15 protein-coding genes are annotated in these 13,831 nt (G+C 67.0%); 4 read left to right on the top strand and 11 right to left on the bottom strand.

What is annotated here, in order from left to right; all coding sequences use genetic code 11:
* Window positions 1–6 precede the first annotated feature (6 nt).
* Window positions 7–1,566: an apolipoprotein N-acyltransferase gene (gene lnt, locus ABIE24_RS00750; RefSeq protein ID WP_354495836.1), complete on the top strand. Its 1,560-nt coding sequence runs from the start codon at window positions 7–9 to the stop codon at window positions 1,564–1,566.
* Here the strand turns inward: lnt and ABIE24_RS00745 are convergent.
* The 4 genes from ABIE24_RS00745 to ABIE24_RS00730 all read right to left on the bottom strand — a co-directional run bounded on the left by ABIE24_RS00745 (window position 1,563) and on the right by ABIE24_RS00730 (window position 4,286).
* The gene (locus tag ABIE24_RS00745; protein ID WP_354495834.1) at window positions 1,563–1,928 is read right to left on the bottom strand and encodes an RNA polymerase-binding protein RbpA; all 366 of its coding nucleotides are present in this window, start codon (window positions 1,926–1,928) and stop codon (window positions 1,563–1,565) included. The genes lnt and ABIE24_RS00745 overlap by 4 nt on opposite strands.
* Before the next feature lie 89 nt (window positions 1,929–2,017).
* Complete coding sequence (locus ABIE24_RS00740) at window positions 2,018–2,800, bottom strand: glycerophosphodiester phosphodiesterase family protein (RefSeq protein ID WP_354495832.1); 783 nt, start codon at window positions 2,798–2,800, stop codon at window positions 2,018–2,020.
* Between the two features lie 2 nt (window positions 2,801–2,802).
* On the bottom strand, window positions 2,803–3,780 hold the full coding sequence (locus ABIE24_RS00735; RefSeq protein WP_502916224.1) for an SPFH domain-containing protein: 978 nt from the start codon (window positions 3,778–3,780) through the stop codon (window positions 2,803–2,805).
* A 35-nt stretch (window positions 3,781–3,815) separates the two neighbouring features.
* Window positions 3,816–4,286 carry an NfeD family protein gene (locus ABIE24_RS00730; RefSeq protein ID WP_354495828.1) on the bottom strand — a complete coding sequence of 157 codons (471 nt, stop codon included), beginning with the start codon at window positions 4,284–4,286 and terminating at the stop codon, window positions 3,816–3,818.
* Window positions 4,287–4,429: 143 nt separating this feature from the next.
* Between ABIE24_RS00730 and ABIE24_RS00725 the strand changes: the two genes are divergently transcribed.
* The 3 genes from ABIE24_RS00725 to ABIE24_RS00715 all read left to right on the top strand — a co-directional run bounded on the left by ABIE24_RS00725 (window position 4,430) and on the right by ABIE24_RS00715 (window position 8,209).
* Complete coding sequence (locus tag ABIE24_RS00725; RefSeq protein WP_354495826.1) at window positions 4,430–5,194, top strand: SDR family oxidoreductase; 765 nt, start codon at window positions 4,430–4,432, stop codon at window positions 5,192–5,194.
* A 64-nt stretch (window positions 5,195–5,258) separates the two neighbouring features.
* Complete coding sequence (locus ABIE24_RS00720; protein WP_354495824.1) at window positions 5,259–5,708, top strand: helix-turn-helix transcriptional regulator; 450 nt, start codon at window positions 5,259–5,261, stop codon at window positions 5,706–5,708.
* Between the two features lie 110 nt (window positions 5,709–5,818).
* Window positions 5,819–8,209: an ATP-binding cassette domain-containing protein gene (locus ABIE24_RS00715; protein WP_354495823.1), complete on the top strand. Its 2,391-nt coding sequence runs from the start codon at window positions 5,819–5,821 to the stop codon at window positions 8,207–8,209.
* Between the two features lie 90 nt (window positions 8,210–8,299).
* Here ABIE24_RS00715 and ABIE24_RS00710 read toward each other — a convergent pair whose 3' ends face one another.
* The 7 genes from ABIE24_RS00710 to dhaK all read right to left on the bottom strand — a co-directional run bounded on the left by ABIE24_RS00710 (window position 8,300) and on the right by dhaK (window position 13,819).
* Window positions 8,300–9,151 carry a hypothetical protein gene (locus ABIE24_RS00710; protein ID WP_354495822.1) on the bottom strand — a complete coding sequence of 284 codons (852 nt, stop codon included), beginning with the start codon at window positions 9,149–9,151 and terminating at the stop codon, window positions 8,300–8,302.
* Window positions 9,152–9,774: 623 nt separating this feature from the next.
* Window positions 9,775–10,704 carry an NAD-dependent epimerase/dehydratase family protein gene (locus ABIE24_RS00705; protein ID WP_354495821.1) on the bottom strand — a complete coding sequence of 310 codons (930 nt, stop codon included), beginning with the start codon at window positions 10,702–10,704 and terminating at the stop codon, window positions 9,775–9,777.
* Window positions 10,705–10,735: 31 nt separating this feature from the next.
* Window positions 10,736–11,077, bottom strand: coding sequence for a 4a-hydroxytetrahydrobiopterin dehydratase (locus ABIE24_RS00700; RefSeq protein ID WP_354495819.1), 342 nt, complete (start codon window positions 11,075–11,077; stop codon window positions 10,736–10,738).
* Entirely contained in the window at window positions 11,077–11,394 is a 318-nt protein-coding gene (locus ABIE24_RS00695) for a hypothetical protein (protein ID WP_354495817.1), read from the bottom strand. The genes ABIE24_RS00700 and ABIE24_RS00695 overlap by 1 nt, the downstream gene beginning before the upstream one ends.
* A 79-nt stretch (window positions 11,395–11,473) precedes the next feature.
* Complete coding sequence (dhaM, locus tag ABIE24_RS00690; protein ID WP_354495816.1) at window positions 11,474–12,145, bottom strand: dihydroxyacetone kinase phosphoryl donor subunit DhaM; 672 nt, start codon at window positions 12,143–12,145, stop codon at window positions 11,474–11,476.
* Window positions 12,142–12,786 (bottom strand): dihydroxyacetone kinase subunit DhaL, encoded by a 645-nt coding sequence (dhaL, locus tag ABIE24_RS00685; RefSeq protein WP_354495815.1) that lies wholly within the window; start codon window positions 12,784–12,786, stop codon window positions 12,142–12,144. Before dhaL ends, dhaM begins: the two co-directional genes overlap by 4 nt.
* 34 nt (window positions 12,787–12,820) lie before the next feature.
* Window positions 12,821–13,819, bottom strand: coding sequence for a dihydroxyacetone kinase subunit DhaK (dhaK, locus tag ABIE24_RS00680; RefSeq protein ID WP_354495813.1), 999 nt, complete (start codon window positions 13,817–13,819; stop codon window positions 12,821–12,823).
* Between the last annotated feature and the right edge of the window lie 12 nt (window positions 13,820–13,831).

The following is a 13,831-nucleotide window of genomic DNA, read 5'->3' as shown; positions in this document are numbered from 1 at the left end:
GGAAGAGTGACAGCCCCGACGCGCCCGCCCGTACCCCTCGCCGCCGCCGTCGTTCTTGCCGCGGCGTCAGGACCGGTCCTCGACGCCGGGTTCCCGGACAAGGGGATCTGGCCGCTCGCGTTCGTCGGCGTCGGCCTGATCCTCATCGTCCTGATCGGCCGCAGCGCCTGGGGTGCGCTGCTCACCGGGTTCGTCGCCGGCGTGTCGTTCTACCTGGTCCACGTGTCGTGGGTGTCGTTGTACCTCGGCCCGGTTCCCTGGATCGCCCTGTCGGTGCTGGAGTCGATCTTCTTCGCCCTCGGCGCACTCCTGATCACCCTCGCGTTCCGCTGGATACCGCAGGTCTTCTCGACGCCCCTCGGCCGGGTGGGCCTGCTGCCGCTCGTGGTCGCCGGGCTGTGGACGGCCCGGGAAGCCCTCGTCAGCACCTGGCCGTACGGCGGCTTCGCGTGGGGGAGGGTTGCGCTCAGCCAGTCGGAGAGCCCGTTCGCCCCGCTGGTCGCGTGGATCGGCATCAGCGGGCTGAGCTTCATCGTCGTCTGGCTCGTCGCCTTCCTGCTCCAGTTCCTTCGCGAGCCCAACGTATCGATTCCCTCGCTGCGCCTTCTCGCCCCCGCAGCCGCCGTCGCCGTCGTGCTTGCGCTGCCCGCCTGGCCGGTTCTCCTGCAGGGCACGTCCGCCATCGCCGCCGTGCAGGGCAACGGCAAGGCCGGATACTTCGACGAGCGCGAACCGGGTGACATTCTCTCCGCCCAGGCCTCCGCGACCCTTCCCCTCATCGGCACGCCGGTCGACATGATCGTCTGGCCCGAGAACGGCACCGACCTCGACCCGGTGACCGTGCCGCAGGCGGCATCCGTCCTGGACTACCTCAGTGCCCGGGCCGGTGCCCCGATCATCGCCGGAACGATCATGGAGCGGGACGGGCGCTACTACAACACGTCGCTGCTCTGGAAGGCGGGTGAGGGCGCTGTCGACTACTACGACAAACGTCACCCTGTCCCGTTCGGTGAATACGTGCCCGACCGCGCGGTCTGGGAACCGTTCGCGCCTGATCTGATCGGGCTGATCGGCCGGGAGTACACGCCGGGTACCCGCGACAACGTGTTCGACGTCGACGGCGTGATCGCCGGGATCTCCATCTGCTTCGACATCGTCGACGACGCCCTGACCCGTGAGGCGGTCGATCGGGGAGCCCAGGTGATCATCGCCCAGACCAACAACGCCGACTTCGGTCGGACCGACGAGAACCAGCAGCAGCTGGCGATCGCCCGGCTCCGCGCGATCGAAGCCTCCCGGAGCGTCGTGAACGTGTCGACGGTCGGCACCAGCCAGATGATCGGCCCGGACGGAGCCACCCTCACCGAGATCCCCGCGTACGAGCCCGGGCACATGGTGTTCGACGTTCCGCTGGTCTCGGGAAAGACCCCGGCGATGGTCGCCGGCGGCCAGATCGAAACCCTGGTGTCCTTCTTCGGGCTCGGCGCGCTCATCGTCGCCCTGCTTGTCGGCACGAAAAACGGGCGCCAGCGTAATGCTGACGCCCGGATGGTGGACGGTGTTTAGGCTCCGACCTTGTGCTGGCCGCGACGTGCGCGCAGGAACGTCAGGCGCTCCTCGAGAAGTTCCTCGAGTTCGTCCCGACTGCGCCGTTCAAGGAGCATGTCCCAGTGGGTGCGGGCCTGCTTCTGATCTGAGCGGTCGATGACGACCGGTTCTGAACCGACCATCAGCACCGCTTCGCCGCTGCAGTGCCGGCATTCCCAGGTGTCCGGGGCTTCCGCGTCGGCCGCGAACATCAGCGCGGTCTCGTGGTTACACTCCGGGCACAGGTACACCGACCGTGCTCGTTCCGAAAATACGACGCCGTCTTCGCTCTGAAGGCTCTGGGCGCCGAGGCGCATTCCGCGCAAACTACGATCTGCCATCTTATGGTCCCCTCTCGCTCGCTAGGTCCAGTTATAGACCCCCAAGCTGGGCAATGCATTGTCTTTGGGAGATTTCTCGCAGCCTGCACTCAGACTCGGCCTCGGATGGCCCGGTCGGCGACGAGGGGAAGGGCCACGTCGGCGCGGTCGGTGATGAGGCCATCGACGCCGAGGTCGAGGAGGCGGTGCATGTCATCCGGCTCGTTCACCGTCCACACGTGGACCTCGACGCCGGCGCGGTGGAACGCCCGGACCGAGCGGCCGGTGACCAGGCGCAGGTTCCGGTGTTTCTCGGGGATCTGGACACAGCGGATGCCTCCGAGCGCGGAACGCACGAGCGTCACCGACCCGACGCGGGCGCCGACGAAAGCGCGGGCGAACCGCTCGGATGACGCGGATGAGGCGACTCCCGGGAGGGAATCGATGGCGCGCGTTCGCCGTGCCTCGTCGAAGGAGGTGAGAAGGACCCGGTCGACGGCGCGTTCGGCCAGGATCGCGCGCACAACGGGTCCCGCGGCCTGCTCAGCCTTGACGTCGATGTTGAAGCGGGCGTTGGGGAACGTGACGAGTGCGCCGGCGAGTGTAGGCACGCGGTGCCCACCACCGAGGTCGAGCTGGCGCAGCTGGCTCAACGTGAGATTGCGCACCGGATGCGACACCCCGTCCGCCACGATCTCCGGGTCGTGAACGAGAACAGCGACGCCGTCAGCGGTGGCGTGAGCATCCGTTTCGAGGTATACGGCGCCGACGTCCACCGCCGCCTGGAACGCGGCGATCGTGTTCTCCGGCACGGCGAGGGCAAGTCCGCGGTGCGCGAGAATGCGCGGACCGGGCGGGTCGAAGTACCGCGAGGCCGCGTTCTCGCCGGCCATTCCTAACCGGAGACCGGCGGGAGCGGAGACGCCGGGGGAGGGGACGCCGGTGGGGTGTCCGGCGGGAAGATGCTCGACGGAATGTCGGGGGTGGGCGCGGTCGGGGTGTACGGTTTGTCGTCGCCGGGTCCGGGGATGAACGCCTTGCCGAGCCCTTTGAGGGCCTCGGTCAGTTCGGACGGGATGATCCACAGTTTGTTCGCTGACCCGTCGGCCAGTTTGGGCAGGGTCTGCAGGTACTGGTAGGCCAGCAGTCTCGGGTCGGGGTCCCCACGGTGGATGGCGTCGAAGACCGTGGCGATCGCCTGGGCTTCACCCTGCGCGCGAAGGACGGCAGCCCTCGCGTCGCCTTCCGCGCTGAGGATGGCCGCCTGGCGGGCGCCCTCGGCGGTGAGGATCGCCGACTGTTTCGTTCCCTCCGCAGTGAGGATCAGGGCGCGACGGTCGCGTTCGGCCCGCATCTGCTTCTCCATCGAATCCTGGATCGACAGGGGCGGGTCGATCGCCTTCAGTTCGACGCGGCCCACCCGGATGCCCCATTTGCCTGTCGCCTCGTCGAGGACGACCCGGAGCTGCCCGTTGATGTTGTCACGGCTCGTGAGAGCTTCTTCGAGGTTGAGTCCACCGACGACGTTACGAAGGGTGGTCGTGGTGAGCTGCTCGACGGCGCCGAGGTAGTTGGCGATCTCGTAGGTGGCGGCGCGGGCATCCGTCACCTGGAAGTAGACGACGGTGTCGATCGACACGACGAGGTTGTCCTCGGTGATCACCGGCTGTGGCGGGAACGAGACGACCTGCTCGCGCATGTCGATCAGCGGGCGCACCCGGTCGATGAACGGGACGAGGATGTTCAGCCCCGGCTGCAGAGTCTTGTGATACCGGCCGAGGCGCTCCACGACGCCCGCCGTGGCCTGGGGGATGATCCGGATGGCCCGGAACAGCACCACCAGGATGAAGATGAGAACGACGATCGCGATGATCCATCCGACGGTCGTTCCGACGAGTTCAGCCGGAGTCACTGGAGCTTCCTTTCATTCGGCACGACCACGGCGGTCGCTCCTTCGATCGCGAGGACACGGATGGCGGTGCCCGGTTCCAGGCTTCTCGCGGGGGAGTCCGTGGGGACGACAGCGGTCCACAACTCGCCGTTCGAAAGCTTGACCTGGCCGCCGTGACCGGAGACGGTCTGCACGACCTGGCCGCGCGACCCCAGCAGGGCGTCGACGTTGCTTTTCGCCGGGTCTTCGCCTTTCCGCAGCGCGCGAAGAAGCGGGGGGCGGACGACGAGCAGGAACAGAACGGATGCCGCGGCGCCGATCAGGAACTGCGCCCACCATGGAACTCCGAGCAGGCCGGACAGAAGTCCGACGACGCTGCCGATCGCCAGCATGAGGAAGGTGAATTCGAGGCTGAGCATCTCGATGGTGATGAACAGAAGAATCAGGACCAGCCAGATCACCCATGTGTACTGTTCGATCCAGTCCATGACTCGCCCTTCCGGCCGTCACCTGTGAGGCCAGTGTTACTGCTGAATCTAGCAGGTAGGCCGCTGACCGCGGCGAGTTCTTGGTAGTCTCGGAGGCTGGGATTGCCGCCGTCGCGCACCGCCACCGTTTTGAAGGAGTTCCCATGTCCAACCCTCTCTCCGCAGGTTCACTCGCGGGCAAGAACATCCTCGTCACCGGGTCGTCACGGGGCATCGGGGCTGACACCGTCCGCTACTTCGCCGAGGCAGGCGCGAACGTCGTCATCAACTTCCGCAACAAGGAGGCGCGCGCCGTCAAGCTCGCCGACCAGATCCGGGCGGCAGGCGGAACGGCGATCACGGTGGGCGCAGACCTGACCGACCCGGCATCCGTCCAGGCGATGTTCGACACGGTCGCCGAGAAGTACGGGCACCTCGACGTGCTCGTCCTCAACGCGTCGGGCGGCATGGAGAGCGGCATGGCCGCCGACTACGCCATGCAACTCAACCGGGACGCCCAGGTGAACGTGCTCGACGCGGCGCTGCCGCTGCTCGGCGACGGGTCGCGAGTCGTCTTCGTCACGAGCCACCAGGCCCACTTCATTCGCACGACGCCGACGATGCCCGAGTACGAGCCGGTTGCGCAGTCGAAACGCGCCGGCGAGGACGCCCTCCGCGCCCGCATCCCGGAACTCGCCGGCAAGGGGATCGACTTCGTCGTCGTCTCGGGCGACATGATCGAGGGCACCATCACCGCGACGCTGCTCGAGCGCGCGAACCCCGGGGCGATCAGCGCCCGCAAGGATGCCGCTGGCAAGCTCTACAACGTGGGGGAGTTCGCCGCGGAGATCGCTCTCGCAGCCGTGGAACCGATCCCGGCAGAGAACACCCGCTACGTCGGGGACACCGCGGACTTCGGCTCCGAGTAGGGCTCCCCACCCGAACCGCCCGCACCGGTGGACAACTCCGGTGCGAGGTGGCACGATCCTGTACGTGACCAGCCAGAGCGCCACGACCCAGCACCTCCACGACCTTGCGATTCTGCGCCGGGTTCGCGACAGGATCGACAGGGAGTACGCCGAGCCGCTTGACGTCGAGGCCCTTGCCCGCGGCGCGAACATGTCTGCCGGGCACCTCAGCCGCCAGTTCCGGCTTGCCTACGGCGAGTCGCCCTATGCGTACCTGATGACGCGGCGCATCGAACGCGCGATGGAGCTTCTGCGACGGGGCGACCTCAGCGTGACAGAGGTCTGCTTCGCCGTCGGCTGTTCATCGCTGGGGTCGTTCAGCAGCAGGTTCAGCGAACTCGTCGGGGTCCCGCCCAGCCTCTACCGGCGCGATGCGGCGAACTCGCTGGCCGGCATGCCGCCGTGCGTGGCGAAACAGGTGACGAGGCCGACCAGGACACGGGAAGCAGCGACCGCTGCACCGCATCTGGTCTGACGACCATGGACGCTGATCCGTGTGACCGGCATCGCTAAGCTCGAACCGGTCCGACCGAGCCCAGCGACACCATCTCAGGCAGAAGCATCCGCCCCCACAGGAGAGAAACGATGAGCACCATCACGAGCACCGACACCGAAGCCCGCACCACCCACGGCGCCGACAGTCACGATCGGATCCGGGTGCAGGGCGCACGGGTGAACAATCTCAAGGACATCAGTCTCGAGATCCCGAAGCGCCGCCTGACCGTGTTCACCGGCGTATCCGGTTCGGGCAAGAGTTCGCTGGTGTTCGGCACCATCGCGGCAGAGTCACAACGGATGATCAACGAAACCTACAGCGCGTTCCTGCAGGGTTTCATGCCGTCGCTGGCACGGCCGGACGTCGACGTGCTCGAGGGGCTGACGACCGCGATCATCGTGGACCAGGAACGGATGGGCGCCAATTCCCGCTCGACGGTCGGCACCGCGACCGATGTCAACGCGATGCTGCGCATCGTGTTCAGCCGGCTCGGCCAGCCCCACATCGGCTCGCCCCAGGCTTTCTCCTTCAATGTCGCGTCGATCAGCGGAGCGGGTGCCGTGTCGATCGAGCGTGGCGGGAAGACGGTGAAGGAACGCCGCAGCTTTGAGATCACCGGCGGGATGTGCCCCCGCTGCGAGGGCATGGGCACGGTGAACGACATCGACCTGACCCAGCTTTACGATGACTCCAAGTCACTGGCTGAGGGTGCACTCACCATCCCCGGCTACAGCCAGGACGGGTGGATGGTGCGGATCTTCGCCGAATCCGGTTTCGTCGACCCGAAGAAGCCGATCCGGGACTACACCAAGAAGGAACTCAACGACTTCCTGTACAAGGAACCGACGAAGGTGCAGCTTCAGTCGATGAACATGACCTACGAGGGGCTGGTCCCCAAGGTCCAGAAATCGTTCCTGTCGAAGGACCGTGAGGCGATGCAGCCGCACATCCGCGCCTTCGTCGACCGCGCAGTCACCTTCACGACCTGTCCCGACTGCGGGGGAACCCGTCTCAACGAGGGTGCCCGGTCGTCGCGGGTTGCCGGGCTCAACATCGCGGATGTGTGTGCCATGCAGATCAGCGACCTGGCGTCGTGGGTTCGGGAGCTCCATGAACCGTCGGTAGCGCCGTTGCTGGCCGCCCTGGGTGACACGCTCGACTCCTTCGTCGAGATCGGGCTCGGTTACCTGTCCCTCGACCGGCCTGCGGGAACCCTGTCCGGTGGTGAAGCGCAGCGCACGAAGATGATCCGGCACCTCGGGTCGTCGCTCACCGACGTCACCTATGTCTTCGACGAGCCCACCATCGGCCTGCACCCGCACGACATCGAACGCATGAACACGCTGCTGCTGCAGCTCCGCGACAAAGGGAACACGGTGCTCGTCGTCGAGCACAAGCCCGAGATGATCGCCATCGGTGACCACATCGTCGACCTCGGCCCCGGCGCAGGCACGGCGGGCGGTTCGATCTGCTTCGAAGGAACACTCGACGAACTGCGGACGAGCGACACGCTCACCGGTCGCCACCTGCACGACCGGGTCGCCCTCAAAGACACGGTTCGCCCGCCGAAGGGCGCACTCGAGATCCGCGGGGCGACGAAACACAACCTGCAGAACGTGGATGTCGACATCCCGCTCGGCGTGCTCGTGGTGATCACCGGTGTCGCCGGATCCGGCAAGAGTTCGCTCGTGCACGGGTCGATTCCGCCCGGTGCCGGCGTGGTGTCGATCGACCAGGGAGCCATCCGCGGCTCCCGGCGCAGCAACCCCGCGACGTACACGGGGATGCTGGAACCGATCCGGAAGGCGTTCGCGAAGGCCAACGGTGTGAAGCCGGCGCTGTTCAGCTCAAACTCCGAGGGCGCGTGCCCGGTCTGCAACGGCGCCGGGGTGATCTACACCGACCTCGGCGTGATGGCCACCGTCGAGTCGCCGTGTGAGGTGTGCGACGGCAAGCGGTTCCAGGCCGAAGTGCTCGAGTACAAACTCGGCGGACGCGACATCAGCGAGGTCCTCGCCATGTCGGTGACCGAGGCCGAGGAGTTCTTCGGCGCGGGGGAGGCACGCACACCGGCCGCCCACGCGATCCTGGACCGGCTCGCCGATGTGGGACTCGGCTACCTTAGCCTCGGTCAGCCGCTCACGACACTGTCCGGTGGTGAGCGGCAGCGGCTCAAGCTGGCCACGCAGATGGCTGAAAAGGGCGGCATCTACGTGCTCGACGAGCCGACCACGGGGCTCCACCTCGCGGATGTCGAAAATCTGCTCAGACTGCTCGACCGGCTCGTCGACTCGGGGAAGTCGGTGCTCGTCGTCGAACACCATCAGGCGGTCATGGCCCACGCCGACTGGATCATCGACCTCGGACCGGGAGCCGGCCACGACGGTGGCCGGGTCGTCTTCGAAGGAACGCCCGCCGACCTGGTGGCGGCACGGTCAACCCTGACGGGCAAGCACCTGGCCTCGTACGTCGGCCGCTGACCTGCAGACTCCCTTCATTCCTCCCGAAAGACGGGAAGGCCACCGGAATCCGGTGGCCTTCCTGTCCTACGAACCGGTAACGACTGCCGGCTACGCGGAGGTCCTCACGGAGAAGCGCCGAAGCACCAGGCCCGCCGCCATCATCAACGCTGCGGCGACGATGGCCAACCACGGCGATGTTCCCGTCTCAGCGAGAGCGGACACTTTCTCAACGCGCACTGCATCTTCTGGAACCTCAGGGGTTTCCACAGTGGACGTTGCCTCCACCGGGGCAGGGGCCGGCGCGGGCGTCACGGCCGGTTCAGTCACGGCCGGTTCAGTCACGACGGGTTCAGTCACGACGGGCTCAGTCACGACCGGTTCAGTCACGACGGGCTCAGTCACGACCGGCTCAGTCACGACCGGTTCAGTCACGACCGGCTCAGTCACGACGGGCTCAGTGACGACCGGCGGAGGCGTTTCACCTTCGGGAGCGCACACGATGAAGAGCATCGATTTCTTCGTTATCTCGGCGCCCGCCGTCTGCTTGACAGTCGCTTCGACGCGCACCTTGTAGTCGTAGTCCTGTGCTACGGCCGGTTCGATGTTCTTGAGATCTTCGGTCAGGTCGACGTAGAGGGACCCGCTGAAGTCGTTTCCGCCGTCAGGGTCGGCGTCCTCGAGCGTAACCGTCCGCTGTTCGAGTACTTCGCCATTGCCAGAAGGCTGCATTGCGGTGAAGCTGACCGGCACCGTCGCTGTGTCGAAACCGAAGAAGTCGACGCGGAAGTCGCAGCCCACCTTGACTTCATTTGATGTCTCGGCGTCGGTGAGTTCCTGGTTCTCGATAGAGATCGAACCCCGAGCGGAGCCGTTGCCCTCAGCGAAGGCCGGCGCAGCGCCGAGACCGATCACAAAAGGCACCAGGCCAAGAACTGCTGCCACGTGTTTTGCGTTTGCCATTTAATATCTCCTATAGGGGTCGGTAATCAAGGCGCGCAGAATCCCGGTGTTGACACGTCGACGCTTTCGGGAGCGAGGCCGTACCCGGGATGGGCGCGCGCCACGCTAACACGGCAGCACTTACCCCGAATTGGGGTGCAGGTGCGGGGCGGTCCCGGTGGTAATGGGGTTTTCGGGGGAGTCAGTTTCACCAACGTCCGCGCATTATGTCAAGTAAAAGCGCGACTGGTCCGGTCCGGGGATGCCGCTGGCTCACCTCGAACGTCAGGCGTCGTGCGGGCCCGCTGACGAGGCCGCGGCGCCGCCCAGGCACAGCGGCGCCGACCGGCCAGCCCGTGCCGATCTTCGTTGGGGGCGGCGACGAGGGTTCGGGGCGTGGAGCCGGCGCGCCATTCTCGGAAGGGGCGGATCCTTCGACCTCCGCAGCCTGCCCCCACTTTCCTGGAATGCCGATAATGCACATTATGTCAACAAACCGATTCCTGCTCCGGAAACCACGCTCCCCGGCCGCTCCCGAAGCCGCTCCCCGGACACAACGGGCACGCCACCGACATCACGCGTTCCGGGCGGAAACACGCGGCGTATCGTGTGAAGCCGCCCGACGTGCGTGAGTTGGCGCGTGGTCAGGTTTGCTGCGCCGACGCAGTCCGAAGCCCGTCGCGGTACGACGGGTAGCGCGGCGACCAGCCGAGTTCCCGCTTCGCCTTGGCATTGGACACCAGCATGGACACATCGTTGAGCACCACCCCGCCGTACGGCGCCACCCGCTTGAGCAGCCAGCCCGGAACGACCAGGGGTTTCGGGGCATGCCTGGCTTCGGCGACCCCGGTGATGAGCTCACGGAAGGTTGCAGGAGTGTCGTCGACAATGTTGTACGCCTCCCCTCCGCGGGCGTGTTCGAGGGCGACCACCGTTGCGGCGGCGGCGTCCTGGTGGTGCACGAACGCGAGCCTGCCGCCGTTCCGGGCGACCGGGAGCGATCGCCGGCGCAGCATCCGGACGACCGTGTCGACATCGTCCCCGTAGAGCAGACCGTAACGGAGGGCGATCCCCTCCACGCCGTCGGCCTGGAACGCCTGGCGTTCGGTCGAGGCCATCGCGGCGATATGGGGGTCGAACGGGCTGCCGTCCGTGCGCCCGAACGGTGAATCCTCGGTGAGGACCTGGTCGCCGTGGTCGGAGTAGCCGTATCCGAACACGATCGACTGGGTCACGAATCGCGTGGCACCCACCTCGCGGGCCAGGTCCAGCAGATTCGCTGTTCCCTGGATCCGAAGGTCGTTCGTTGCCGCCATGCCGGCGTGCCCGACCGGTGGCTTCTTCAGCGAGGTCGCCTCGTGGAGAACCGCATCGGCCTCGGCGCCCCTGGCCACGTGCAGGAGTTCGTCGCGGTCGAGGATGTCAGCGATCATGGCACGGGCACCGAGCTGTGTCAGTCGCTCGACGCCGTCCGTCGAACGCGTGATGCCGTGCACCGTGTGGCCCGCGGCAAGGAGGCGCTCGACGATCGGAATCCCGAGCACCCCAGTCGCGCCGGCCACGACGACCCTCATCGCCGCACGCCCCGTTTCGGGCCGATCCTCGTCAATCGTCCTCTCCGTCGGTGGTCTCAGCGTCGGGAGCCTGCTCGATCCCGAGGGCAGCGGCGGCCGCGGCGATCCGTCGTGCCAGGGTCAGGTCGCGGTGGGTAACCCCTCCCTCGTCGTGCGACGTCAGCGAGAATCCCACAGATCCCCAGCCCAGCGTGACGTCCGGGTGGTGGTTCAGCTCGTTGGCGATGTCGGCCACCTCCGCCACCAGTCGCGCGCCCGTGGAGAAGTCGGGCGTCGAGAAGGATGCCGTGAGGCATTCGTTCTCGTGCCGAAAGCCACTCCCCCGCAACTCGTCCGAGGTTTCAGCGGGTGACAGGGTCGGCTGGCGCGTCATCAAGGATTCTTGGCGGTGCGTCGCGGGCCGCGCAACGGCATCCCGAATTCGTCCAACGGCGAGTGGTTCGGGTGCTCCAGACTGTGATCGATGGGCGCAGGGCACTCGAGGACGGCGTTGCGTGTCGAATGGTCGATGGTGTGCTCCCCCATCGGATGACCGCACACCGGGCAGGTGGGACCGTTGGTGGCGGAGGCGTCATCGGTGCCTTCGGTAATCGGCGGAGGGCCGAAGACCGGCATGAGTTTTCGGTCGATCCACGCGGCCGAGCGAACCAGCCGGCCGTCCGTGGTCTCCGTCTTCTTTGATCGGACCATGTCGACATGGTAGCGCTGATTTGACGAAACAGCACGGGACTGCTATGGCGAGTCAACGCGCAGCCAGGCGGTGCAGGGATCAGTCTTCGCCGAAGCCGGAGGCGACCAGGTCAGCGAGGGCGTCGACCGCAGCCCTGCCGTTCGGGTCAGCGGTGGCGATCTCCGCGTCGCGGCCCCGGACGAGTCCGAGCGCCATGATCGCCAGCAGGCTTTTCGCATCCTTCCCGTTCACGGTGACGCGGGCGGAGAACGTGCTGGCGAGCTTGACGAAATCCGCCGCCGGGCGCGCGTGGAGGCCGTCCCGGTTGATCACGGTGACAATCCGGGAATAGCCCTCCCGACCGACCGAGGGCTGTTCGGGCGCGGGGGGCGAGCCGGTCGCCGTCCGTGCCGCAGCCGCGACCCCGTCGCGGTCTTCGCCGGTCTGGGCTGCGACAGCCGCCGCCACGCCGCCCTCCACGAGCGGAGCGTCGACGATGAGCACGCGGGATCGCTGCTCGTCGTCGAGAAAGTCCAGGGCTGTCTCAGCGGTGAGGATCGCGGACCCCAGGTCGCACAGGATGACCGCCCCGTCGCCGGAGTCCGCCTCCCCGATGGCAGCAGTGACGAGGTCGAAGCTCGTTCCGATTCCGCCGTCGTCGGTGCCGCCGGCCGCGAGGAGCGGAACATCCGGTGCCATCTGGCGAGCGAGCTCGACGAGACCATCGGCAATCCGTGCGCTGTGCGACACGAACACGAGGCCCACCGTCATGCTGTTGCCGGTGTGGCGGCATCCGCAGCGGCGCGCAGCAGCAGCAAGGTCGACTGCGCCCCCGGATCCCGATGTCCGATCGCTCGTTCGCCCAGGTAGCTTGCCCGTCCCTTGCGGGCGACGAGCGGCTCCGTCGATTCCGCTCCCGCAGCGGCAGCCACCGCCGCGGACTCCAGGATCTCGGGCTCGCTCGCTCCGGTCGCCAGGGCGGCATCGGCGGCGTCGACGGCCGGGGTCCAGGCGTCGATCATCGTCTTGTCCCCGGTCTGGGCCTTGCCGCGCAGGACGATGCCGTCCCGGGCTGCGCGGAGGAGGGCAGCAACGGCGGTGCCGTCGAGCTCGGACAGGCCGGCGACGGCTCCGGCAGCCTTGAGGTACGCGGTCCCGTACAGCGGACCGGATGCCCCGCCGACGGTCGAGATGAGGGTCGTCGCGACGATTTTGAGCACATCAGCCGGGAGGGCGTCGTCGGCGACGTCGTCGAGCTTGGGGAGCACTGCGGAGAACCCACGGTCCATGTTCTCACCGTGGTCACCGTCGCCGATCTCCCGGTCAAGGGTGATCAACTCCACCCGGTTCTCCGCGATGACGGCGGCGCTCGCCCTGACCCAATCGATCACCCACGCGGTACCCAGGCTCATGAAGCTTCCTCTCGTCGTATTTCGATCACGGTATTCAGCGTCCCCAACGGAGAGCCGCGGTCTGGACCGGCGCATCCCACAGCCCGGTGAGCTCGTCGTCGAGCTTGAGGACGGACAGCGACATGCCCTGCATCTCCAACGACGTCGTGTAGTTGCCCACGAGCGAGCGGACGACCTCGATCCCCCGCTCCGCGAGCACCTGCGCCGCACGGCGGTAGGCGATGTAGAGCTCGATCTGCGGCGTACCACCCATGCCGTTCACCAGCAGGAGGACCTGATCGCCCGACACGAAGGGGATGTCGTCGAGGATCGGCCCGAGAAGACGGTCGACGATCGCGTCGGCCGGCTGAAGTTTGATCTTCTCGCGGCCCGGCTCCCCGTGGATCCCGATTCCGATCTCGATCTCATCGTCCTCGAGCGCGAAGCTGGGCTCACCGGCGTGCGGGACGACGCAGGGTGTCAACGCGACTCCCATCGACCGAACCTGGGCGATGACCTTCTCGGCGACGGCGGTGACCTGATCCAGGGAGTCGCCCCGCTGGGCGGCCGCGCCGGCGATCTTCTCGACGAGGACCGTTCCTGCCACTCCCCTGCGCCCCGCGGTATACAGCGAGTCCTGGACCGCGACGTCGTCGTTGACGATCACGCTGCGCACCTCGACCCCGTCGGCGGCGGCGAGGTCGGCGGCGGTCTCGAAGTTGAGGACGTCTCCGGTGTAGTTCTTGACGATGTGCAGCACCCCCTTGCCGCCATCCACAGCCGCTGTCGCAGCGACGATCGGGTCGGGGGTCGGCGAGGTGAAGACCGCGCCTGGGACTGCCGCATCGAGCATTCCATAGCCGACGAACCCACCGTGGAGGGGTTCATGCCCGCTGCCCCCGCCGGAGACGATCCCGACCTTGTCCGATGGTGCATCCGCCCGGACGAGGAAGACCGGCTCCGTGGATGCCCTGACGATATCGGCATGGGCTGAGGCGAATCCCTCGACCGCTTCGGTGACAACGTTCTTCGGGTCATTGATGAGTTTCTTCATGAAGATCTCCTC

Origin of the sequence: Mycetocola sp. 2940, assembly GCF_040548835.1 — a bacterium.
Classification (GTDB): domain Bacteria; phylum Actinomycetota; class Actinomycetes; order Actinomycetales; family Microbacteriaceae; genus Mycetocola_A.
The sequence above is the reverse complement of the archived record's forward strand: the minus strand, read 5'-3'. Positions and strand labels throughout refer to the sequence as shown.

Excerpts from the sequence above, each read along its gene's own strand:
- ABIE24_RS00745 (WP_354495834.1), bottom strand. The coding sequence starts at position 1,928 with ATGGCAGATCGTAGTTTGCGCGGAATGCGCCTCGGCGCCCAGAGCCTT.
- ABIE24_RS00740 (WP_354495832.1), bottom strand. The coding sequence starts at position 2,800 with ATGGCCGGCGAGAACGCGGCCTCGCGGTACTTCGACCCGCCCGGTCCG.
- ABIE24_RS00730 (WP_354495828.1), bottom strand. The coding sequence starts at position 4,286 with ATGGACTGGATCGAACAGTACACATGGGTGATCTGGCTGGTCCTGATT.
- ABIE24_RS00725 (WP_354495826.1), top strand. The coding sequence starts at position 4,430 with ATGTCCAACCCTCTCTCCGCAGGTTCACTCGCGGGCAAGAACATCCTC.
- ABIE24_RS00715 (WP_354495823.1), top strand. The coding sequence starts at position 5,819 with ATGAGCACCATCACGAGCACCGACACCGAAGCCCGCACCACCCACGGC.
- ABIE24_RS00710 (WP_354495822.1), bottom strand. The coding sequence starts at position 9,151 with ATGGCAAACGCAAAACACGTGGCAGCAGTTCTTGGCCTGGTGCCTTTT.
- ABIE24_RS00705 (WP_354495821.1), bottom strand. The coding sequence starts at position 10,704 with ATGAGGGTCGTCGTGGCCGGCGCGACTGGGGTGCTCGGGATTCCGATC.
- ABIE24_RS00700 (WP_354495819.1), bottom strand. The coding sequence starts at position 11,077 with ATGACGCGCCAGCCGACCCTGTCACCCGCTGAAACCTCGGACGAGTTG.
- ABIE24_RS00695 (WP_354495817.1), bottom strand. The coding sequence starts at position 11,394 with ATGGTCCGATCAAAGAAGACGGAGACCACGGACGGCCGGCTGGTTCGC.
- dhaM (WP_354495816.1), bottom strand. The coding sequence starts at position 12,145 with ATGACGGTGGGCCTCGTGTTCGTGTCGCACAGCGCACGGATTGCCGAT.
- dhaL (WP_354495815.1), bottom strand. The coding sequence starts at position 12,786 with ATGAGCCTGGGTACCGCGTGGGTGATCGATTGGGTCAGGGCGAGCGCC.
- dhaK (WP_354495813.1), bottom strand. The coding sequence starts at position 13,819 with ATGAAGAAACTCATCAATGACCCGAAGAACGTTGTCACCGAAGCGGTC.